Source organism: Dysgonomonas sp. Marseille-P4361, assembly GCF_900343125.1.
Lineage (GTDB): Bacteria > Bacteroidota > Bacteroidia > Bacteroidales > Dysgonomonadaceae > Dysgonomonas.
On sequence record NZ_OPYL01000001.1, the window covers coordinates 614,815 to 633,905 of the forward strand.

The window sequence follows — 19,091 nt, forward strand, 5'->3', positions numbered from 1 at the left end:
TTATTGTTGTTTTTGCTGACTAAATGCTAGGGCTTAAGTAACGTGGCATGAATAAACGGTTCGAGACTTATTTTATAGAAAACTACCCAAAAGTGAAATCTTTTGCAATACGTATTCTTTTGTCAGAACAGGATGCAGAAGATATAACTCAAGATGTATTTTTGAGAATCTTAGACATGCCCGAGCTATGGGAAGAAGAAGCTTCTATCAATCCGGGTTTTCTCTATACAATAACACGAAATCATATTTTCAACTTGCTAAAAAGAAGATCCTTAGAACGCAGACATCAAGAAAGTTTGTTTGAGAAGGGACTACTTATTGAAGAATTCGGCTTGGAGGAGAATATTCATGCTAAGGAATTAGAAGTTTTGGCTATGGATACCATTGAAAAAATGCCGGAGCAAAGAAAAAAGATTTTTAAGATGAGTCGTTTTGAAGGTAAGACAAATAAGGAAATATCTGAAAATCTGGAACTTTCGGTAAGGACCGTAGAGCGTCACATCTATTTAGCATTAAGCGAACTTAAAAAAGTTTTATTTTTATTAGTTTTCTATTGAGTAGTTGAAGCCTTTCGATTGTCTTATATATATAGAGCCATCTAATATATAGGGATAAATGAAAGGAAATATCAATAAACTAATAGACCTTTTTAGGAAAAGCGCAGGATCAAAGTCTTCAATTGAAGATTTTCACGATTGGTTAATCGATAACGATCAAGCTGAAGTAAAAGAAGAAACCTTGCGTCAACTATGGGAAGAACCTAATTCTATCTCAAAAGAGGATTCTTTAGTTGCATATAATTCTTTTAAAGAAAAGTATCTTCCAAAACAATCTAATAATAAACGATTAATAGTGTGGCGTTATGCCGCGGCTATCGTCGCCCTCATTTGTATTTCTACAGCATATATCTTTACCCAAAAACCAGATGTCGATGTTGTTTTTGTCGAAAACTACTCATCTGTAGGAAAAGTGAATACAATAGAACTCCCGGATGGAAGTGTTGTTACTACAAACTCTACATCTATCCTAGTTTATCCCGAAGATTTCGGGAAAACAAATAGAACAATCTATTTGACAGGAGAAGCTAATTTCAAGGTAAAGAAAAACGAAAAAGTACCTTTCATCGTAAAGTCTAAAGACTTTGCTGTTACTGCCTTAGGTACTGAATTTAATGTGGCTTCTTATCCAAATGACAATTTTTATAAAACTACCCTAATTCAAGGAAGTATCAAGATCGAAAATCCGGAAGCAGATGTAGAACGCATCCTTGCCGTTAATGAACAATTCTCCTATAACAGAGAAACATCTCAGTATTCTATACTAGAAACGAATGTAGATGATGTTACTGCATGGCAAAGAGGGGAACTTGTCTTTAGAGAAGCGACGATCGCAGATATAGTGAAAGTTTTAGAAAGGAGATACGAAGTTGTTTTCCATAATAACTCAAAAAATAAAGATGTCTACAACTTCAGATTCCAAGATGATGCTCCCTTGGAGAAAGTATTAGAAGTGGTGAAGAATGTGGCTGAAAATTTCAAATACAAACTAGTAAACGACATATGTTATATCTATTAATAAAAAAATTAAAATCTAAGAGCCTATGAAGAAAATTGAATGAACGGAAAAAATTACACAGTCTAATCAAACCTAACTTGATTTTATTCAAGTACTCAAACCTAAATTATTAACTTTAAATGTAATAACTTATGACTATTTTTCGTGTTAAGTCACGTCTTACGCTACTATGCCTCGTACTTATGTTTTCCTTTGGAGCAGTTTTTGCTCAAAATGGTAATGTAAGGATCTCTATCAATAAAAATAAAATGACGATAAAGGAGGCTCTAAGAGAAGTAGAAAGACAATCGAAGATGTCGGTTGCATACAACCAATCTAAACTGAATGATACCGAATTAGTTGACCTTAATGTGTCGGACAAACCATTAAGCGATGTTCTAGATCAAATACTATCGAAAACCGGGTTTAGCTATCAAATAGCAGATGATCAAATCATGATCGTTACTCCTAAAAAAGCTCAAACTCCTGACACAAAGACTATAAAAGGAACTGTTGTGGACGATCAAGGGGAACCAATAATTGGAGCCACTGTGATGGTTAAAGGAACAAAAACAGGAACTATCACAGATATAGATGGTAATTATACAATTGCTGCTAGTGAAAATGATGTTTTACAGTTTTCTTATCTAGGTTTCCAACCCAAAGAAGTAAAAGTAGGCAACAATACAACGATTGATGTTACAATGAGTGTTGATACAAAACAGCTAGATGCTGTAGTTGTAACAGCATTAGGTATCACTCGTGCCGAAAAAGCGTTGAGCTACAATGTTCAGGAAATTACGAATGATGACCTGACAACCGTGAAAGATGTAAACTTCATGAACTCTTTAGCAGGTAAAGTTGCCGGAGTAAACATCAACTCATCTGCCGGTGCAGGAGGTGCAACACGTGTTGTAATGCGTGGTGTGAAATCTATTACCAAAGACAATAACGCTCTTTATGTTATCGATGGTGTGCCTATCTATAATACTAGTGGTGGTGCTATTGATAAAAATTACACTTATGCAGATCAACCAAGAGGAGAAGGTATTTCTGACCTTAACCCTGATGATATAGAAAGCTTATCAGTACTAACAGGACCAGCTGCTGCTGCATTGTATGGATCTAGTGCTGCTAATGGTGCTATAATTATTACAACTAAAAAAGGAGAAGCGGGAAAACCTAAGATCACAGTGTCTAATCAGCTTACTTTCTCCGATCCTATTACATATTATGATTTCCAAAACAGATATGGAGCTGCTGAGAACCAATTTAGAAGCTGGGGTAACAGAGCTGATGGATTGACAGATAACAGATTGGATTTCTTTAAAACCGGCTTGATAAATCAAACATCAGTTAGTTTATCGGTGGGTAGTGAAAAGAATCAGACTTATGCTTCATTCTCTCACTCTTTCTCGGAAGGTGTTATCCCTGAGAATAAATATAATAAGAGTAATTTGACAGTACGTAATACAACAAACTTCCTTGACGATAAATTGACTCTCGATTATGGATTCAGTTATATCAAACAATCTGACGAAAATATCGTCGGACAAGGTTTGTACTATAATCCTATACCTATTGTATATGCATTCCCTGTAGGAGGAGATTTGCTTTCGTACAAAAATTTCGAGACTTACGATTCGGGTAAAGGATATAATGTCCAAAACTGGCCACAAGAATATGCCGGAATCTTAGATTCTCAAAATCCATATTGGTTATTAAACAGAATGCCAAGAACTAACGACAGAGATCGTTATATGGTGAATGTGAATTTGAAATATAAAATAACAGACTGGTTGAATGTTGCAGGGCGTGTAAGAATGGATAACTCGCGTAATGAGCAAGAGAGCAGACTCTATGCAAGCACAGACTCTAAATTTAGTGATAATCCTAAAACAGGTAAACTGAAGACAATTACAGATGACGACAAGCAAACTTATGCTGACGTTATTATGAGTATTAATAAGTCTTTTGATAAGTTCTCAATTAATGCTATTGTTGGAGGAAGTTATTCTGATATGAAGTCAATCTCTAAAGGATTGAAAGGTCCTCTAATGGTTCCTAACTATTTTGCAATGACAAATATAGATATGAAAGCTTCTAAAACCGTGCCTGTATATACTGGATGGCATCAACAAGACCAATCTGTATTTGCTAGTTTTGAAGCAGGTTATAAGAATATGCTATATCTAACTCTGACAGGACGTAACGACTGGTCTTCTCCATTGGCTAGAACAAAAAATTTATCTTTCTTCTATCCATCAGTAGGTTTGTCATTCCTAATGTCAGAAGCAGTAAAACTTCCGGAGCAAATTTCGTATCTACAACTTAAAGCTTCTTATTCATCAGTAGGTTCTCCTATTCCTAGAAATCTTTCTATTGTTACTTATCCTTACAACGAGAGTAATCGTCACTTTGAATCAAGTAGTTTCTTACCTCTGTCGGATATGAAGCCGGAGAGAACAAACTCTTGGGAACTTGGGGTGTCTTCTAAATTGTTCGGAAACAAATTAAACTTTGATTTCACATATTATCATTCAAATACGATTAACCAAACTCTAGCACTGAATATATCTGCTATGTCTTTGTATAATAAAATGTATGTACAAGCAGGAGATGTGCGTAATGATGGTATAGAGTTGGCAATAGGTACTGACCTTAAGCTTGGAAATGTAAATTGGAACTCAAGCTTTACAGCAGGATACAACAATAATAAGATACTGAAACTGATAGATGAAAATGCAACAGTAGATGTAGATGGAGAAAAAATTGCTGTAGGGAATATGTTTAACGGTGAAAGAGAGGCTATTGGTACTTCTATTTATCGCTTGAATGTAGGTGGTACTATGGGTGATTTGTATGCTCAGAAACGCATGAAATTAGACGAAAATGGTAACCCTGTACTAGATGCTACGGAAAAATATCCGATCCTAGAAGATACAGAAGAATATCTAGGAACAGTATTACCTAAATGGAATCTCGGTTTCAGAAATTCTTTCACTTGGAAAGACTTTAATTTCGGCTTTATGATTTCAGGACGCTTTGGTGGTATCGTAATGTCTCCAACAGAAGCTACTCTTGATGGATACGGAGTAACTGAAAAAACAGCTATTGCACGCGACAGAGGTTATGTAAAAGTAGGTAATGTGGTTTTCGACCCTAAAGACTATTATGAAACCGTAGGGTCAAAAGACGGATTATTATCAGACTATGTTTATAAAGCAGATAATATTCGACTACAAGAAATCAGCTTAGGATATACAATCCCTAAAAAAGTGTTTAATGACAAACTGAAATTAAACCTGTCTCTTGTTGCAAGCAATCTGTTTATTCTTTATAAAGATGCTCCTTTCGATCCTGAAGTAACAGGAAGTACTGGTACTTTCTATCAAGGAGTAGATTTCTTTATGCAACCTACTACAAGAAACATTGGTTTTAGTGTGAAAGCTGAATTTTAATAAAGGAGGAAAAAATGAAAGATTTTATAAAATATAGAACATTAAAAAACAGTCTGAAACTGCTTTGGGCTGTAATGATCGTTGCATTGGTAAGCTCGTGTACGGATAAATTTGAAGAATACAATAGAAATCCGGGAGAACCTACTGTTGAAGACTTGATGGAAGGGCACTATCTAATCAAATTGCAATTCCCTACATTGATTAATTATGCATTTCCTGTACAGGAAAATAGTTATCAGTTGACCGAGAACTTTATCGGAGCTGTTTATGGACGTTATTTCAATATTGCTAATTCAAATTGGAGAAATCATTTCCAAACGTTCAACGCTCAAGACAATTGGCTCTATACTCCAATAGAAGATACTTATAAATATATTGCTCGTAGTTTCTATGAAGTAGAAAAGATCTCAGTAGATAAAGAAGAGTACCAGCATCTATATAATTTTGCTAGAATATTGAAAGTGACAGCTTTCCAGCGTTTAACAGATATGTATGGACCTCTTCCTTATTCTCAGCTAAGTGCAGGGAATTTGCTGGCTGAGTACGACGATCAGGAAACAATTTATAAAACAATGTTTAATGAATTGGATGAAGCAATAGCTGTCCTGACTCAGCATTATAAAGACAATCCTAATTACAAAGGAGATAGCGATGTTTTTGATGCCATATATGGTAATGACTATAAGAAATGGGTTATTTATGCTAATACATTGAAGCTAAGAATGGCGATGAGAATTCGCTATGCTAACCCTGAGTTGGCAAAAGAGAAAGCCGAAGCTGCAGTTGCACATGAATTTGGAGTAATGAACTCAAACGAAGATAATGCAAATAATGCATTCAACCCGAACGGTTTGTACAAGGTTGCTGTAGAGTGGAGCGATTCTAGAGTATGTGCTGATATTGTTAGCTATATGAAAGGTTATGCAGACCCTAGATTGAGCCAGTACTTTACAAAAGTAAATCTTGGTCCTGATGCTACACCGACAGAAGAATATGTAGGAGTTCGTTCTGGTATTACAATTGCATCTCAGGATATCACAAGACGATATTCTACTGCAAATACTAGTGCAGATGACTTAAATCTGATTATGCCAGCTTCTGAGTCTTATTTTCTTCGTGCCGAAGGAGCTTTGTTAGGCTGGAATATGAAGGGGACAGCACAACAGTTTTATGAAGAAGGTATTCGTATTTCTTTTGCTCAATGGGGAGTCGTTGACGAAGAAGCAATAAATGCGTATATATCTAACAATAAAAATGTGCCGGCTGATTATCCGCAACCTGAAAATAAGCTTCTAATCGACCCTAAGGTTAATTATGCAGTGAAGAACCAATCTAAGGCCTTAATAAAATGGGATGAGGGTGCAGACCTAGAGAAAAAATTAGAAAAAATCATTACTCAAAAATGGATCGCAATATATCCTAATGGCCAAGAAGCATGGAGCGAACATAGACGTACCGGTTATCCTAAGTTTTTCCCAGTGTTGGTTAATATGAGCGGAGACCCTCTTTTGGCAGATGGAGTAGCATCCAGAATTCCATATCCTACTATCGAAAAAAATAAGCCAACTTATCCTAAGGTGAAAGAATCTTTAGGAGGCGAGGATAACTATAGCACAAAACTTTGGTGGGATAAGAAGCCTAACAAGAACAAATAGTAGATAATATTGATACTAAAAATGATATTAGAAATGAAAAAAACAAATTATATATTATCCTTAAAATCTTTATTGATGTCTGCTCTCGTAATACTATGTGTTACGAGTTGCGAAGACGATAAAGTTGATCTGGGAGAGAATTATGGTTTTGCTTATTCTCAAGAAGCCATTGCTCAGAAAATTAATATGGAGCTCGAAGAAGAGAAGACCATTGATAAGTCTTTCAATTTTGTATTGAGACGAGAAGCAGTAGAGGAAGTGCAAGTTTCATATAAATATGATGAGACGCTAATTGATGTAATAAACAAAAAAGCCAACAAGAACTATAAAGTGTTCCCTAAAGAACTCTACACCCTCTCTAAAGAAGAAGTGTCTATTTTGCCGGGTAAAACCTTGTCAGACTCAGTAGAATTGAATATCAAATATGGGAAAGGCTTGGAGGAGAACGTAGAATATATTATTCCTCTAAAAGCAACAGTGTTAAAAGGGAATATATCTATACCTGAAAAAGATTCATATTTAGCTTTTATTGTAAAGGTTCCATTAAACAGTACTAAAAAATCTACAGATATTAAAATATTCAATTGTGTAGAAATTAATCGAATTAATCCGTTGAATTCGTTGAATTTCAAGCTAAAGAATAGTGATAAGTATCTGTTTGATGCTGTTATTCTATTCTCGGCGAATATGCAGTATAACGATAAAACCAAGAAGCTTCATCTTTCTTTAAATCCTAAGAATAAATATTTGTTCGATAATGCTGACAAGTATATAAAACCATTACAGGATGCAGGGATGAAAGTTGTTTTCGGTATATTGCCTCACCATACAGCAGCAGGTCTTGCTAATATGACTGATGCTGGATGTAAACAATTCGCTCAGGAAATAAAGAAATTTAATGATACCTATGGATTAGATGGAGTATTCCTTGACGATGAGTATGGATATAAAGGAACAGGAGATCCAAGCGTTTTATTACCGATGGCTGATAATAAAGCAAGTTCTCGTCTGGCATATGAAATAGATAAGATTATGCCTGATAAATGGGTGACTGTATATGCATATAGAGATCTTATAGATATGGTTGCAGTAGAAGGTAAGTATCCTGGCGAATTCGTAGATTATATCCTTCCAGATTATGGTATAACAGGTGATTTCTCTCAAAACTATTATAAATTGCCGAAAAGCAGGACTGGCCAATTTTCAATGAATTTTTCTAACTTGGCTTCATTGAAACTACCTCTCCCTTACCTAAAGGAATTAAGAGATAATGGCTATGGGGCAAATATGACATATGATGTAGATCCTACAGAAGTAAGCTTCAAAGAACGCACAAACAGTCGTTGGTTTGGAGAATTACCTAGTCAATTGGAGGTATTAGAGTTCTTAACAGAATCTCTGTTTGATGATGAACTTATCTTTAACGAAACAGTGTATAAATCAGAATGGTCTCACTTGGAAGGTGATCCAGAAGAATGGACAGGAGAATAAATATAGTCTTAAGTTAATCTGTTAAGATTATAATTTTCAATTAGATTTAATAATACGATGGGTCAAGAGTAGTTGGAGTTTTCTAGCTACTCTTGATTTTTTATGTCAGATAGGGAATGAATGCTCTAGCCTGAATCATGACAATACTAAATAAAACAAGGGAGCTACAGAATGTGCAGCCCCCTCATCATCTAGGTAGTGATATTATATTATTTGGGTAGGTTAAAAGCTATTTTCAGCGCATCCATGTCTTCCTTTGATGTGCCTTCCGGTTCAAATCCCATCGATTTAGCTGTCAGGTATATCTGAGCCGATTTAGATAAAGTATCTACCATATCAAAAGCTTCCATGATGTTCTCACCCACAGAGCATACTCCGTGTTTTTCCCACATTACCACATCATAATCCTCTAATTCTTTGATAGTGGCTTCCGCCAAATCTATAGATCCGGGCATCTTGTAAGGAATGATTCCTAATCCTTTAGGGCAGAAAGCTCTGGTCTCTGGGATCATGCTCCAAAGCAAATACGTTAGTTTATCCTTTGCCAAGAACTCAGGGTTGTGGGTCATGGCAATCAAATCAATAGGATGCGTATGTAGGGCAGCTTTATAAGTAGATCCTTTTCCTATCAGAAAATTGTGCATCGATAAGTGTGAAGGAAGTTCAGATGTCGGCTTTACCGGATTGTCAGCAATGATTTCATAGCTGCTGCAATCGTCAAGAATACGTATGACAGAACCATTGTCCATTGGGTTTCGGGCAAGGTCTCTCATGCGTTTGTTTGTCCCTTTACAATAGAAGTAACAACCTTTTAAGTTAGGAAGTTTCTTGCCTATTTCTACTCTATCGCTGATCGCAGGCATTTTCCTGATTTCATCGTCGATCTCGTCAGTTATATTGATTGTGATGTTCCCTCCATTACGTTCAGCCCATCCTTTTTGCCACAGGTAGCCGGCTACTTCTGCAACTTCATAGACTTGTTTCGATAATTGAGGTCTATTGTCTAAAATTGATTTCATTTTTATTTATTATTATATACAAACAACAGTTTGAATTATTTCATTAGCTGAGGGAAAATTATCGAAATAATGAGTACTGCTAATCCCGATACAAGAACGATAATTGTTTTCTGTCCCGATCCTTTCCACTCTTTAAGGATGATTCCCCACATATTACTGAACAACACATTCAAAGACATTAGGATACTCCACGAGAAAGCCATCATTACGCTTCCCGGTTCAAAGAAACTTTGTCCGACTCCTAATCCGAAAAATTGAGAGTACCACAGCAACCCTGCCAAGGCACAGAATACGAGGTTGTTCATCCATACGTTTGCAGATGCAGTTGTGTAATCTTTGAATGTACCATTCTTATAATTTTGGAAAAGACAATAACAAGCATTTGTTATAAACCCTCCGATTGTAACTAAGAATATAACAGGATTTAAAACAAGAAGTTCATTTGCTCCTAGTTGAAATAACTGTGCTTTGATTGGTGCACCAGCTTCTAGTCCTAGATTGAAACAAGCGCTCATCACACCCGCCAGAAGCGCAATAAGAAGCCCTTTTTTCAGAGCAAAGTCTTTCACTGCTTTTTTCTTCTCCTCCTCCGACATGTTCTTAGACTTTAAAGCTCCCGCGTAACCAATAATGGCGATGCCAGCAATGGCAATCGATACACCGATGAGCAATATTAGTCCGTCTCCCGAAAACAAGTCATCTCCTTTGAGTATGGCAGGAATAAGAGTCCCAAAAGCAGAACAAGTTCCAAGAGCTAGCGATTGTCCCAGAGCTATTCCAAGGTAACGCATACTCAGGCCGAAAGTTAATCCTCCGATGCCCCATAGTATACCGTAACCAATGCTTTTCCACACATCGCTGCCCGCTGCTTGCCATACGTCCAGAAGAGATACCCCTGAAGGTAGTGCCAGCATAGCCCCTAGAAGAGGGAAAACTAGCCATGCGAATACTCCTTGGACCAACCAAAAACATTCCCACGACCAGTTTTTAATCTTATTTATTGGCACATAGGAGCTTGATTGACCCAAGCTCCCTATTGCTATAATAATTAAACCTATGATAGTATTCATAATGTCATTTTATCCTCTTTTGGATGTTACATCTTTTTCGTACTGTTGTATCTCTGTGATGTAATCTTCTCCAACAGCAATATCATTTTTCAGGCAGAAATAATCCCAAACGGCATTCCAAGGAAGGCTCTTCGCTTCTTCCAATAGAGCAAGACGCTCGAAATATTGTCCGTTAGCTTCGTATTCGCGAAGTTTAGCCAGAGGTTCTAGTAGTGCTTGCAACAATGCTTTCTGAGTAGAACGGATACCTACAACATAAGCTCCCACACGATTGATAGATGCATCAAAGAAGTCTAAGCCGATATGTACTTTATTTAGAGCATTGGCACGAATAATTTCTTTTGTCAAATCGGTTACTTCATCGTTGAGGATTACAACATGGTCAGAGTCCCAGCGAACCGGACGGCTTACATGTAGCATGATTTCAGGGGTGAATAATAACAGTGATGAAATCTTATCAGCAACACTTTCTGACAAATGGAAGTGTCCCATGTCTAGTGTAACCATTTTTTGTTTTTTCGCTCCATATCCCAGATAGAAATCATGAGAACCAACAGTGAAGCTTTCAAGCGCAATACCGAATAGCTTAGATTCGATACAGTCTTTCATGTTTTTGTATTCTGTTGCAAATATCTCGTCAAGCGATTTTTCTAAAAGAGAACGATATTGATATTTGTTTACAGTCAAGTCTTTCGAGCCATCATGTATCCAAAGGTTCATAATACACGGATCATCTTGGAATTTACCCATTGCTTCAGCTACTGCTCTACAACGTTTAGTATGCTCAATCCAGAAGTCACGTATTTCTTTATCAGGGTTAGCTAAAGTCAGATCGCCGCTCTTTGGATGACCAAATGAAGTAGAGTTGAAATCCAGTTTTAATCCAACTTCTTTTGCCCATTGCATCCAACTAGCAAAGTGTTCTGGTCCTACTTGGTCTCTGTCAACAACTTTGTCTCCAAAATCTCCATAAATTTCGTGAAGGCTAAAACGATGACTTCCTCCAATAAGGGTCAATACCTTTTCTATATCAGATCTTAGTTCAGCAATGTTTCTTGCCCTGCCAGGATAATTACCAGTGGCTTGTATTCCACCACCACCCATGTTGCTTAGGTTTTCAAACCCAACAACATCATCAGCTTGCCAGCAATGTATCGAAATTGCTATTTTCTGTAATTGTTCAAGAGCTGTATCAATGTTTACTCCTATTGCGGCATAGCGTTCCTTTGCTATTTCGTAAGACTTTTGTACTAAATCAGTTTTCATATTGGCATTATTATTTGTTTATGATATTACTTAAAAATGATGTTGCTTGTTCAATTTGTTTCTTCCATTCATCGGAAGTTTTAGGCAGAAATGTCTCCGTACTCACGCTGTTGTTTATTACAGTTCTGATTTCTTGTAATGAATTTACAACGCCTAATCCTTTTGCTTGCATCATAATATTCCCGATGGCTGTAGCTTCGACAGGTCCTGCTACAACTGGTATGCCTATGGCGTCAGCCGTTAGTTGATTAAGCAGCTTGTTCTGCGCACCACCTCCTATAACGTGTAATTTGTTGATAGAAAATGGAGCTACTTCTTGCAGCTTAGCTAACACATACCTGTACTTGATAGCAAGACTGTCGAAAATACATCGGACATATTGGGCGTGATCTTTTGGGCATTCTTGATTTGTTTTTATACAAAACTCCGATATTGCTTTTTCCATACAATCTGGGTTGGCGAACGATGCGTCGTCAGGATCTATGATAAATTGTAATTCTTTTTCAGATTTAGCCATCTCTACTATTTCCGGGTAAGAGTATGGCTTGCCTTGTGCTTCCCATTCTTTGCGGCATTGTTCAAGCAGCCACATGCCGGTGATGTTCTTCAAAAAACGGATTGTTCCATCAACACCACCCTCATTTGTGAAGTTGAGGTTGAATGACTCTTCGTTTATGATTGGCTCTTTTGTCTCTATTCCCATCAAAGACCATGTGCCGGAACTCAAGTATGCGAAGTTTTCATCTTTGGCAGGTACAGCAACGACAGCCGAAGCAGTGTCGTGTCCGGCAACAGCAACAACAGGCGTGTCTTTAATATTACATTCTTTGGTAATATATTGAGCTGTATTGCCTATAATGCTTCCCGGCATGGTAACCTTATTCACTAAAGATGAGCTGATATCTGCTTTTTCAAATAGAGCAGGTTCAAATTCCTTTGTTCTTGCGTTTAATAGCTGAGAAGTAGAGGCGATTGTATATTCAATAACTTTTTTGCCAGTCAACAAATAAGATAATGCATCCGGTACAAAAAGAATATTTTTAGCATGAGCCAGAGCCGATGAGTTTTCCTTTTTTGCTGCATACAGTTGAAAAAGACTATTGAAATTCATTGTCTGAATTCCGGTTAAGTCATATACTTCTTTCTTAGATATCAGAGAGAAGTACTCTTCTGGTATTCCGTCCGTATATGGGTCACGGTACGATCGAGGAAGATTCAGAATGCTACCATCTTCTGCTACATAAACAAAATCTACTCCCCATGTATCTATCCCTACAGAATCTATCTCGACACCTAAACTTGATGTCTTCTTAAGACTGTTTTTCAATTCTTCGAAAAGAGAGAAAATATTCCAATAATACTTGTCTTGAATAAATTGTATTTTATTATCGAAACGGGTTAACTCTTCTAAAGTCAATTTGCCGTTTTCTAGTTTTCCAATAATAGAGCGTCCACTTGTAGCCCCTATATCAAAAGCGAGGAAGTTGTAAGTGTTTTTCATTTCGAATTGTATTCAGTTTCACGTTAACAAAAGTACATTCTATTTCATCTGCTCTATTTCATATTTTGATTTAATCTCTTTGTTTATTGATACAATTGTTATGAGATCATTAATTAATGATTATATTTGTATCTGTTTGTTATATAGTACAATGTGTCCTTTGTGGTTGAAATTTGTACTTAGAAAGTTGATCTATTTTATTACATGGAAAAGACAGTTCGAGTTAAATATTTGATTGCGAGTGATCAGGATATTCTTTGGGGGCTAACTATTAATTCGGTGGGATACCAAAGGATTGAAAAAGACTCTCCTTATCCACCTAGAAATCACCCTACCCGTTATTTGTTTTCTACCGAAAAAGGGAGAGTATTAGATGAATATCAACTCTTGTATATTACCCGAGGAAGAGGGACCTTCACCTCCGATTCTCAAAAACGGATAACAATAAAAGAGGGGCATATGTTTTTATTGTTTCCGGGAGAATGGCATAGCTATCGTCCCGATTTGGCGACAGGCTGGGATGAATATTGGATTGGTTTTAAAGGGATAAATATAGATAATCGTATTCAGCATGGCTTCTTTAATAAGGAGAAACCTCTTTTCAATGTTGGCATCAGAGACGATATTGTTCAGCTGTATAAGCAAGCAATAGAAATCGCTAAAGAACAAAATACTGGCTTTCAACCAATGCTTGCCGGAGTTGTGAATCACCTCTTAGGTCTGGCTTATTCGCAGAACAAGCATGCCTCTTTTGAGGAGCTGAAAGTAATTAAACAAATAAATAAAGCCAAGATAATAATGCAGGAGAACTTCCATTTGGATATGAGTCCGGAAGAGGTTGCTCAGGAAGTACATATGAGCTATTCTTGGTTTCGCCGTATCTTTAAGCAATATACAGGATTTCCCCCGTCTCAATATTTATTAGAACTCAAACTGCAACGGAGTAAAGAGTTGTTGACAAATACAGCCATGACGAGTCAGGAGGTTGCTTTTGAAGTTGGCTTCGAGAATTCGGATTACTTCTGTACAGTCTTTCGAAAAAAGACGGGGATGACGCCTATTGCCTATAGGGAGATGACACAAGGACGAAACCTGTGATATATCTATATAAAAACTTGATTAACCTAAATAAAATTATTGTACCATGAGATTACTTAAGATAATCCCTTTTATCTTGTTTTGCTTATTTATAAGTAATTCTATAAAATCGATAGAAATCGAAGACTTGCGTTGCGAGAATTTGAAAAATCCGCTAGCCATTGACAATCGAAGTCCGCACTTCAGTTGGAAGTTGACTTCTAAAGAGAACGGAACTCGACAAATTGCCTATCAAATAATTGTAGCTTCTGACAGTGTTACTCTTGCTAAAAAAAGCAAAGGAGACATCTGGGATAGTGGGAAGGTTGATTCTGATGCTTCAGTGATGGTTCCCTATGGGGGAAATAGGCTGAGCCCATCTTCTCTTTATTACTGGAAAGTGAGGGTGTGGGATGAGAAAGGGAAAGCTTCTTCGTGGAGTTCGGTTGCAAGCTTTGGCATTGGTCTTCTTGATGCGAAAGAGTGGGCTGGAGAATACATTGGTCTGACACTGGAAGGAAAGGCAGTAAACAGCCCGATCCTTTGGAAAGAAATTAATATTGATAATAAGCAAGGAAAATATCTCTTTCATGTAAACTCTCTAGGTTATCATGAAGTATATATAAATGGGGAAAAGGTAAACGAGGATGTGTTATCTCCTGCTGTTTCGCAGCTGGATAAGAGATCCCTATCGGTAACATATGATGTTACAAAGCTATTGCAGAAGGGGAAGAATGATATTATCTTATGGTTAAGCCAAGGGTGGTATAAGAGCAACTTATATAAAGTAGCACACGAAGGACCTATCGTAAGAGCGCAATTAAATCAACTGAAAAAGAAAGAAAATCGTGTTTTAGTTGTCACTGATGGATCATGGAAAGGAACTGAAAGCGGCTACGAAGGCATTGGCAATTGGAATCCACACCAATTTGGCGGAGAAAAGATAGATGCAAGAAGAGTTTTTGCTTCTCTGGATGCTGATGAGATACGCAAGCATACATGGTCTCCCGCAATAGAGGTTGTAAATACTGAACACAAAGTTTCTCCTCAGATGTGTGAACCTAACCAGATTCAAGAAACGATTTATACCAAAGGTGTTAAGCGTATTAATGATACAACATGGATTGTTGATATGGGGAAAAACCTGACGGGATGGGCTAAAATCAAATTCCCGAACCTAAATGAAGGACAAGAAATACTGATGGAGTATGCTGATCATTTGGAAAAAGACGGAGTTTTTCCAACTCTTTTAGGACATAAAGATATTTATATTGCCTCAGGAAAAGGTGAGGAGGTATTTTGCAATAGATTTAATTATCATGCATTCAGATATATTAGGATTAGCAATTTGCCTCAGGAGATAAAAAAAGAGGATATTTTAGGTTACCTCATCTACCCGACTTTTGATCAGGCATCATCATTTCAAAGTTCAGATGCAGACCTGAATGCTATTCACGATATGATTCAATATACTTTCCGTTGCTTAACGTTGGGGGGATATACTGTTGATTGTCCACATATCGAACGTTTGGGATATGGAGGAGATGGAAATACATCGGCTCAAACACTTCAGACCATGTATAATGTTTCCCCATTGCTATATAATTGGATGCAGTCGTGGGAAGACTGTATGCGTTCCGATGGAGGACTGCCTCATACGGCGCCAAGCCCGACTAAGGCAGGAGGAGGACCCTCTTGGTGTGCTTTTATCATATATAGTTCTTGGAAAACATATATCAACAATAATGATAAAAGACTGATTGAAAGATATTATCCTTTCATGCAACGTTGGTTAGGATATGTAGATAAATACTCGGTTGACGGTTTACTGAAAAGATGGCCTGATACAGACTATCGAAATTGGTATCTTGGAGACTGGCTTCCTCCCAAAGGGGTAAATCCTCAAGAAGAAGCATCTGTTGATATTGTAAACAATAGCTTCATTAGCGAGTGTTTAGATTATATGTCTAAGATTGCAACAATTCTTAACAAAGAAGACGATGCCAGACTCTATGCAGAGAAGCGGGATGCATTGAACACAAAAATTCATGAAACATTTTACAACCCGCAAGAGAAAACTTACGCTACAGCTTCTCAGATCGATATGATGATTCCAATGTTGGTTGGGGCTACTCCTCAGAATATAAAGAAAGATGTTAAGAAGAAATTGTTTCTGGATGCTCAAAACAAGTATAAAGGACATATTGCAACCGGACTGGTTGGTGTAAATACACTAACAGATTGGGCTGTAAGAGAGAAGGCCGTTGACTTTGTTTACTCAATGTTAAAAAAAAGAGACTACCCCGGATATTTGTATATGATAGATCAAGGGGCGACCACTACATGGGAAGAATGGGGTGGAGATAGAAGTCATATCCACAATTGTTACAATGGAATAGGAGCGTGGTTTTATCAGGCTGTTGGAGGAATACGCATCGACGAAAATATGCCGGGCTATAAACATGTTCTTATCGAACCTCAGGTGCCTGAAGGAGTTACATGGGCAAAAACAGAAAAAGAAACACCATACGGACTTGTGTCAGTAAACTGGAAGTTGGATGGATCGCAAATGATGATGGATATTACATTGCCTGTAGGTTGTACAGCTTCTGTCGCTTTACCTGATAACATTACAAAGTATAGAATCAATAGTAAGGACAAAGATAAAAAGGATTCAACAGTAAAAATACAGAGTGGTAAATATGCAATATCCTATGCTTTTGCTAAGTAATATTTCATATACCGAAATAATAATTTTTAACCTTGCTGATTGTCTGCTATTGCATCACTCTTAGTATTTTTGGAATATATACTAAAGTGCTAAAAAACAGAAGCCACTTTGTGATATCATAAAGTGACTTTTTATGTGAAGATCTTGATATGAGAAAAAAACGAATTCTTTGGGCCGATGATGAAATAGAGATACTGCGTTCTCATATATTATTTCTGGAGGCAAAAGGCTATGAAGTAGTACCTGTAAATAGTGGACAGGATGCGATTGAAAGCTTTATGCAGGGAGCTTTTGATATAGTTTTTCTCGACGAGCATATGCCCGGGTTGTCGGGTATCGAAACCCTTGTCGAACTAAAAGAGATAAACCCCTCGGTTCCGGTGGTAATGATTACCAAGAGTGAAGATGAAGGCATTATGACCAATGCAATAGGTAAGAAGATAGCCGATTATCTCATCAAGCCGGTAAACCCGAATCAAATTCTTCTTTCTCTGAAAAAAAATCTTCATAAAGACGCAATTGTATCGGAAGCAATACTCGAAGAATATCGTCAGGAATATGTAAAAATTAGCGATCAAATCAATGAATCGTCAGACTTTGATGCTTGGAAAGATGTATATAAAAAAATACTTAGATGGGATATAGAATTAACGGCTTCTCACAATCCGTTGATTGATCTTTTGCATACACAGCAGCAGGAGGCAAATGTTGGTTTCTCGAAATTTGTAAAGAAGAATTATGAATCTTGGATTCAAAATCCCGAGGGTCGTCCATTAATAAGTCCTGATCTTCTTCCTAAAAAAGTATTTCCGCTCTTAGATAATAACGAGAAAGTTTTCTTTGTACTTATCGATAATTTTAGGTTCGATCAATGGATTGAGATAAAGAATTTTCTAGTTAATGAGTTTTCTATTATCGAGGAAGAGTTTATAAGTATCCTCCCAACAGCAACACAGTATGCTCGTAATGCGATCTTTTCAGGATTGATGCCTGCCCAGATAGAGAAGATGTATCCAGATCTTTGGATGGAAGAAGACGATGATGAAGGGAAAAATATACATGAAGAAGCATTGCTGAAACTTCAGATAGAGCGAAAAAAGAAAGAGTACTCATTCTCTTATAATAAATTGATAGCATCTTCTTCGGGCGAAAAATTATTGCAGGACTTTCATGTATTAAAAGATAAGCAACTGAATGTTGTTGTTATCAACTTTGTAGATATGCTCTCTCATGCCCGTACCGACTCTAAAATGATTAGGGAATTGGCTTCGGACGAAGCCGCCTACCGATCGCTGACAAGTTCGTGGTTCAAGCATTCGAGCACGATGGATATCCTCCGAAAAGCAAAGGGAGCAGGTTATAAGATCATTCTTACTACCGATCATGGTACTATAAGAGTAAAGAACCCTTTGAAAGTGATCAGCGATAAGTCTGTAAACTCAAATATCAGGTATAAGAAAGGACGCAATCTGGAATATGATAGAAAAAAAGTATATGATATACACAACCCTGATAAGGTAGGTTTGCCTTCGCCCAATCTGAGTACAAAGTATATCTTCGCAAGTGGGGATGATTTCTTTGCCTATCCTAATAATTTCAACCACTACGCCTCTTATTTCAGCAACACGTTTCAGCATGGAGGCATCTCTATGGAAGAAATGATTGTTCCTTTTATAACCCTGACAGGAAAGTAAGATAAAGCAGCCAGTCAATGTTTAATATCAGGGGCATCTTCTTTTTTAAGTTAAGATTTCATATCGAATGCCTCACAAATTATATCTTTGCAACAAAAACAAATAAAAATGAATTTGAAAATAGAATCGCTGGATAAAATAGATGAAACAGCCAAAGAATTTATAAAAGGAATGGGAGACAACACGGTCTTTGCTTTTCATGGAGAAATGGGAGCAGGAAAGACTACTTTTATAAAAGCAATTTGTGAAAATCTTGGTGTTTCCGATACTATCAATAGCCCTACATTTGCCATTGTGAACGAGTATCGCTCCGATAGCGCTGAATTGATCTATCATTTCGACTTTTATAGAATAAACAAAATAGAAGAAGCCTACGATTTCGGTTACGAAGACTATTTCTTTAGCGGAAGTCTTTGCTTTATAGAATGGCCCGAAAAGATAGAAAGTATTCTCCCTCACGATACAGTAAATGTGACTATTACAGTATTGGAGGATGGTAGCAGAGATGTTGCAGTCGATTTTTAATCTCATTGTAGCATTGTAATTTTTTATCCAACAGGCGAAAATTATTG

At 37.0% G+C, this 19,091-nt stretch carries 13 protein-coding genes; 9 read left to right on the top strand and 4 right to left on the bottom strand.

The window, feature by feature from the left end; all coding sequences use genetic code 11:
* Nucleotides 1–47 precede the first annotated feature (47 nt).
* The 5 genes from DHU68_RS02515 to DHU68_RS02535 all read left to right on the top strand — a co-directional run bounded on the left by DHU68_RS02515 (nt 48) and on the right by DHU68_RS02535 (nt 8,161).
* Entirely contained in the window at nt 48–557 is a 510-nt protein-coding gene (locus DHU68_RS02515) for an RNA polymerase sigma-70 factor (RefSeq protein ID WP_108821375.1), read from the top strand.
* Nucleotides 558–615: 58 nt separating this feature from the next.
* On the top strand, nt 616–1,575 hold the full coding sequence (locus tag DHU68_RS02520; protein ID WP_108821376.1) for a FecR family protein: 960 nt from the start codon (nt 616–618) through the stop codon (nt 1,573–1,575).
* A 131-nt stretch (nt 1,576–1,706) separates the two neighbouring features.
* Complete coding sequence (locus DHU68_RS02525; protein WP_108821377.1) at nt 1,707–5,015, top strand: SusC/RagA family TonB-linked outer membrane protein; 3,309 nt, start codon at nt 1,707–1,709, stop codon at nt 5,013–5,015.
* A gap of 14 nt (nt 5,016–5,029) precedes the next feature.
* Nucleotides 5,030–6,670, top strand: a complete 1,641-nt coding sequence (locus DHU68_RS02530) for a SusD/RagB family nutrient-binding outer membrane lipoprotein (RefSeq protein WP_108821378.1) — start codon at nt 5,030–5,032, stop codon at nt 6,668–6,670.
* Between the two features lie 33 nt (nt 6,671–6,703).
* Nucleotides 6,704–8,161: a BT_3987 domain-containing protein gene (locus DHU68_RS02535; protein WP_160111055.1), complete on the top strand. Its 1,458-nt coding sequence runs from the start codon at nt 6,704–6,706 to the stop codon at nt 8,159–8,161.
* 209 nt (nt 8,162–8,370) lie between these two features.
* On the opposite strand, the gene rhaD is transcribed toward DHU68_RS02535, so the two are convergent.
* Genes rhaD through DHU68_RS02555 form a run of 4 tightly spaced genes read right to left on the bottom strand, consistent with a single transcriptional unit; the run spans nt 8,371 to nt 13,017 of the window.
* Entirely contained in the window at nt 8,371–9,180 is an 810-nt protein-coding gene (gene rhaD / locus DHU68_RS02540) for a rhamnulose-1-phosphate aldolase (protein ID WP_108821380.1), read from the bottom strand.
* 35 nt (nt 9,181–9,215) lie between these two features.
* Nucleotides 9,216–10,250 (bottom strand): L-rhamnose/proton symporter RhaT, encoded by a 1,035-nt coding sequence (rhaT, locus tag DHU68_RS02545; RefSeq protein WP_108821381.1) that lies wholly within the window; start codon nt 10,248–10,250, stop codon nt 9,216–9,218.
* Nucleotides 10,251–10,259: 9 nt separating this feature from the next.
* A complete protein-coding gene (locus DHU68_RS02550; RefSeq protein WP_108821382.1) occupies nt 10,260–11,516 on the bottom strand; it encodes an L-rhamnose isomerase in 1,257 nt (418 codons plus the stop codon).
* A gap of 10 nt (nt 11,517–11,526) precedes the next feature.
* A complete protein-coding gene (locus DHU68_RS02555) occupies nt 11,527–13,017 on the bottom strand; it encodes a rhamnulokinase family protein (RefSeq protein WP_108821383.1) in 1,491 nt (496 codons plus the stop codon).
* A gap of 204 nt (nt 13,018–13,221) precedes the next feature.
* Between DHU68_RS02555 and DHU68_RS02560 the strand changes: the two genes are divergently transcribed.
* The 4 genes from DHU68_RS02560 (at nt 13,222) to tsaE (ending at nt 19,044) form a co-directional block, all read left to right on the top strand.
* A complete protein-coding gene (locus tag DHU68_RS02560) occupies nt 13,222–14,115 on the top strand; it encodes an AraC family transcriptional regulator (protein WP_108821384.1) in 894 nt (297 codons plus the stop codon).
* 46 nt (nt 14,116–14,161) lie between these two features.
* A complete protein-coding gene (locus DHU68_RS02565; RefSeq protein WP_108821385.1) occupies nt 14,162–16,825 on the top strand; it encodes an alpha-L-rhamnosidase in 2,664 nt (887 codons plus the stop codon).
* Between the two features lie 149 nt (nt 16,826–16,974).
* The gene (locus DHU68_RS02570) at nt 16,975–18,519 is read left to right on the top strand and encodes a bifunctional response regulator/alkaline phosphatase family protein (RefSeq protein WP_108821386.1); all 1,545 of its coding nucleotides are present in this window, start codon (nt 16,975–16,977) and stop codon (nt 18,517–18,519) included.
* Between the two features lie 108 nt (nt 18,520–18,627).
* On the top strand, nt 18,628–19,044 hold the full coding sequence (gene tsaE, locus DHU68_RS02575; protein ID WP_108821387.1) for a tRNA (adenosine(37)-N6)-threonylcarbamoyltransferase complex ATPase subunit type 1 TsaE: 417 nt from the start codon (nt 18,628–18,630) through the stop codon (nt 19,042–19,044).
* Nucleotides 19,045–19,091: the final 47 nt, after the last annotated feature.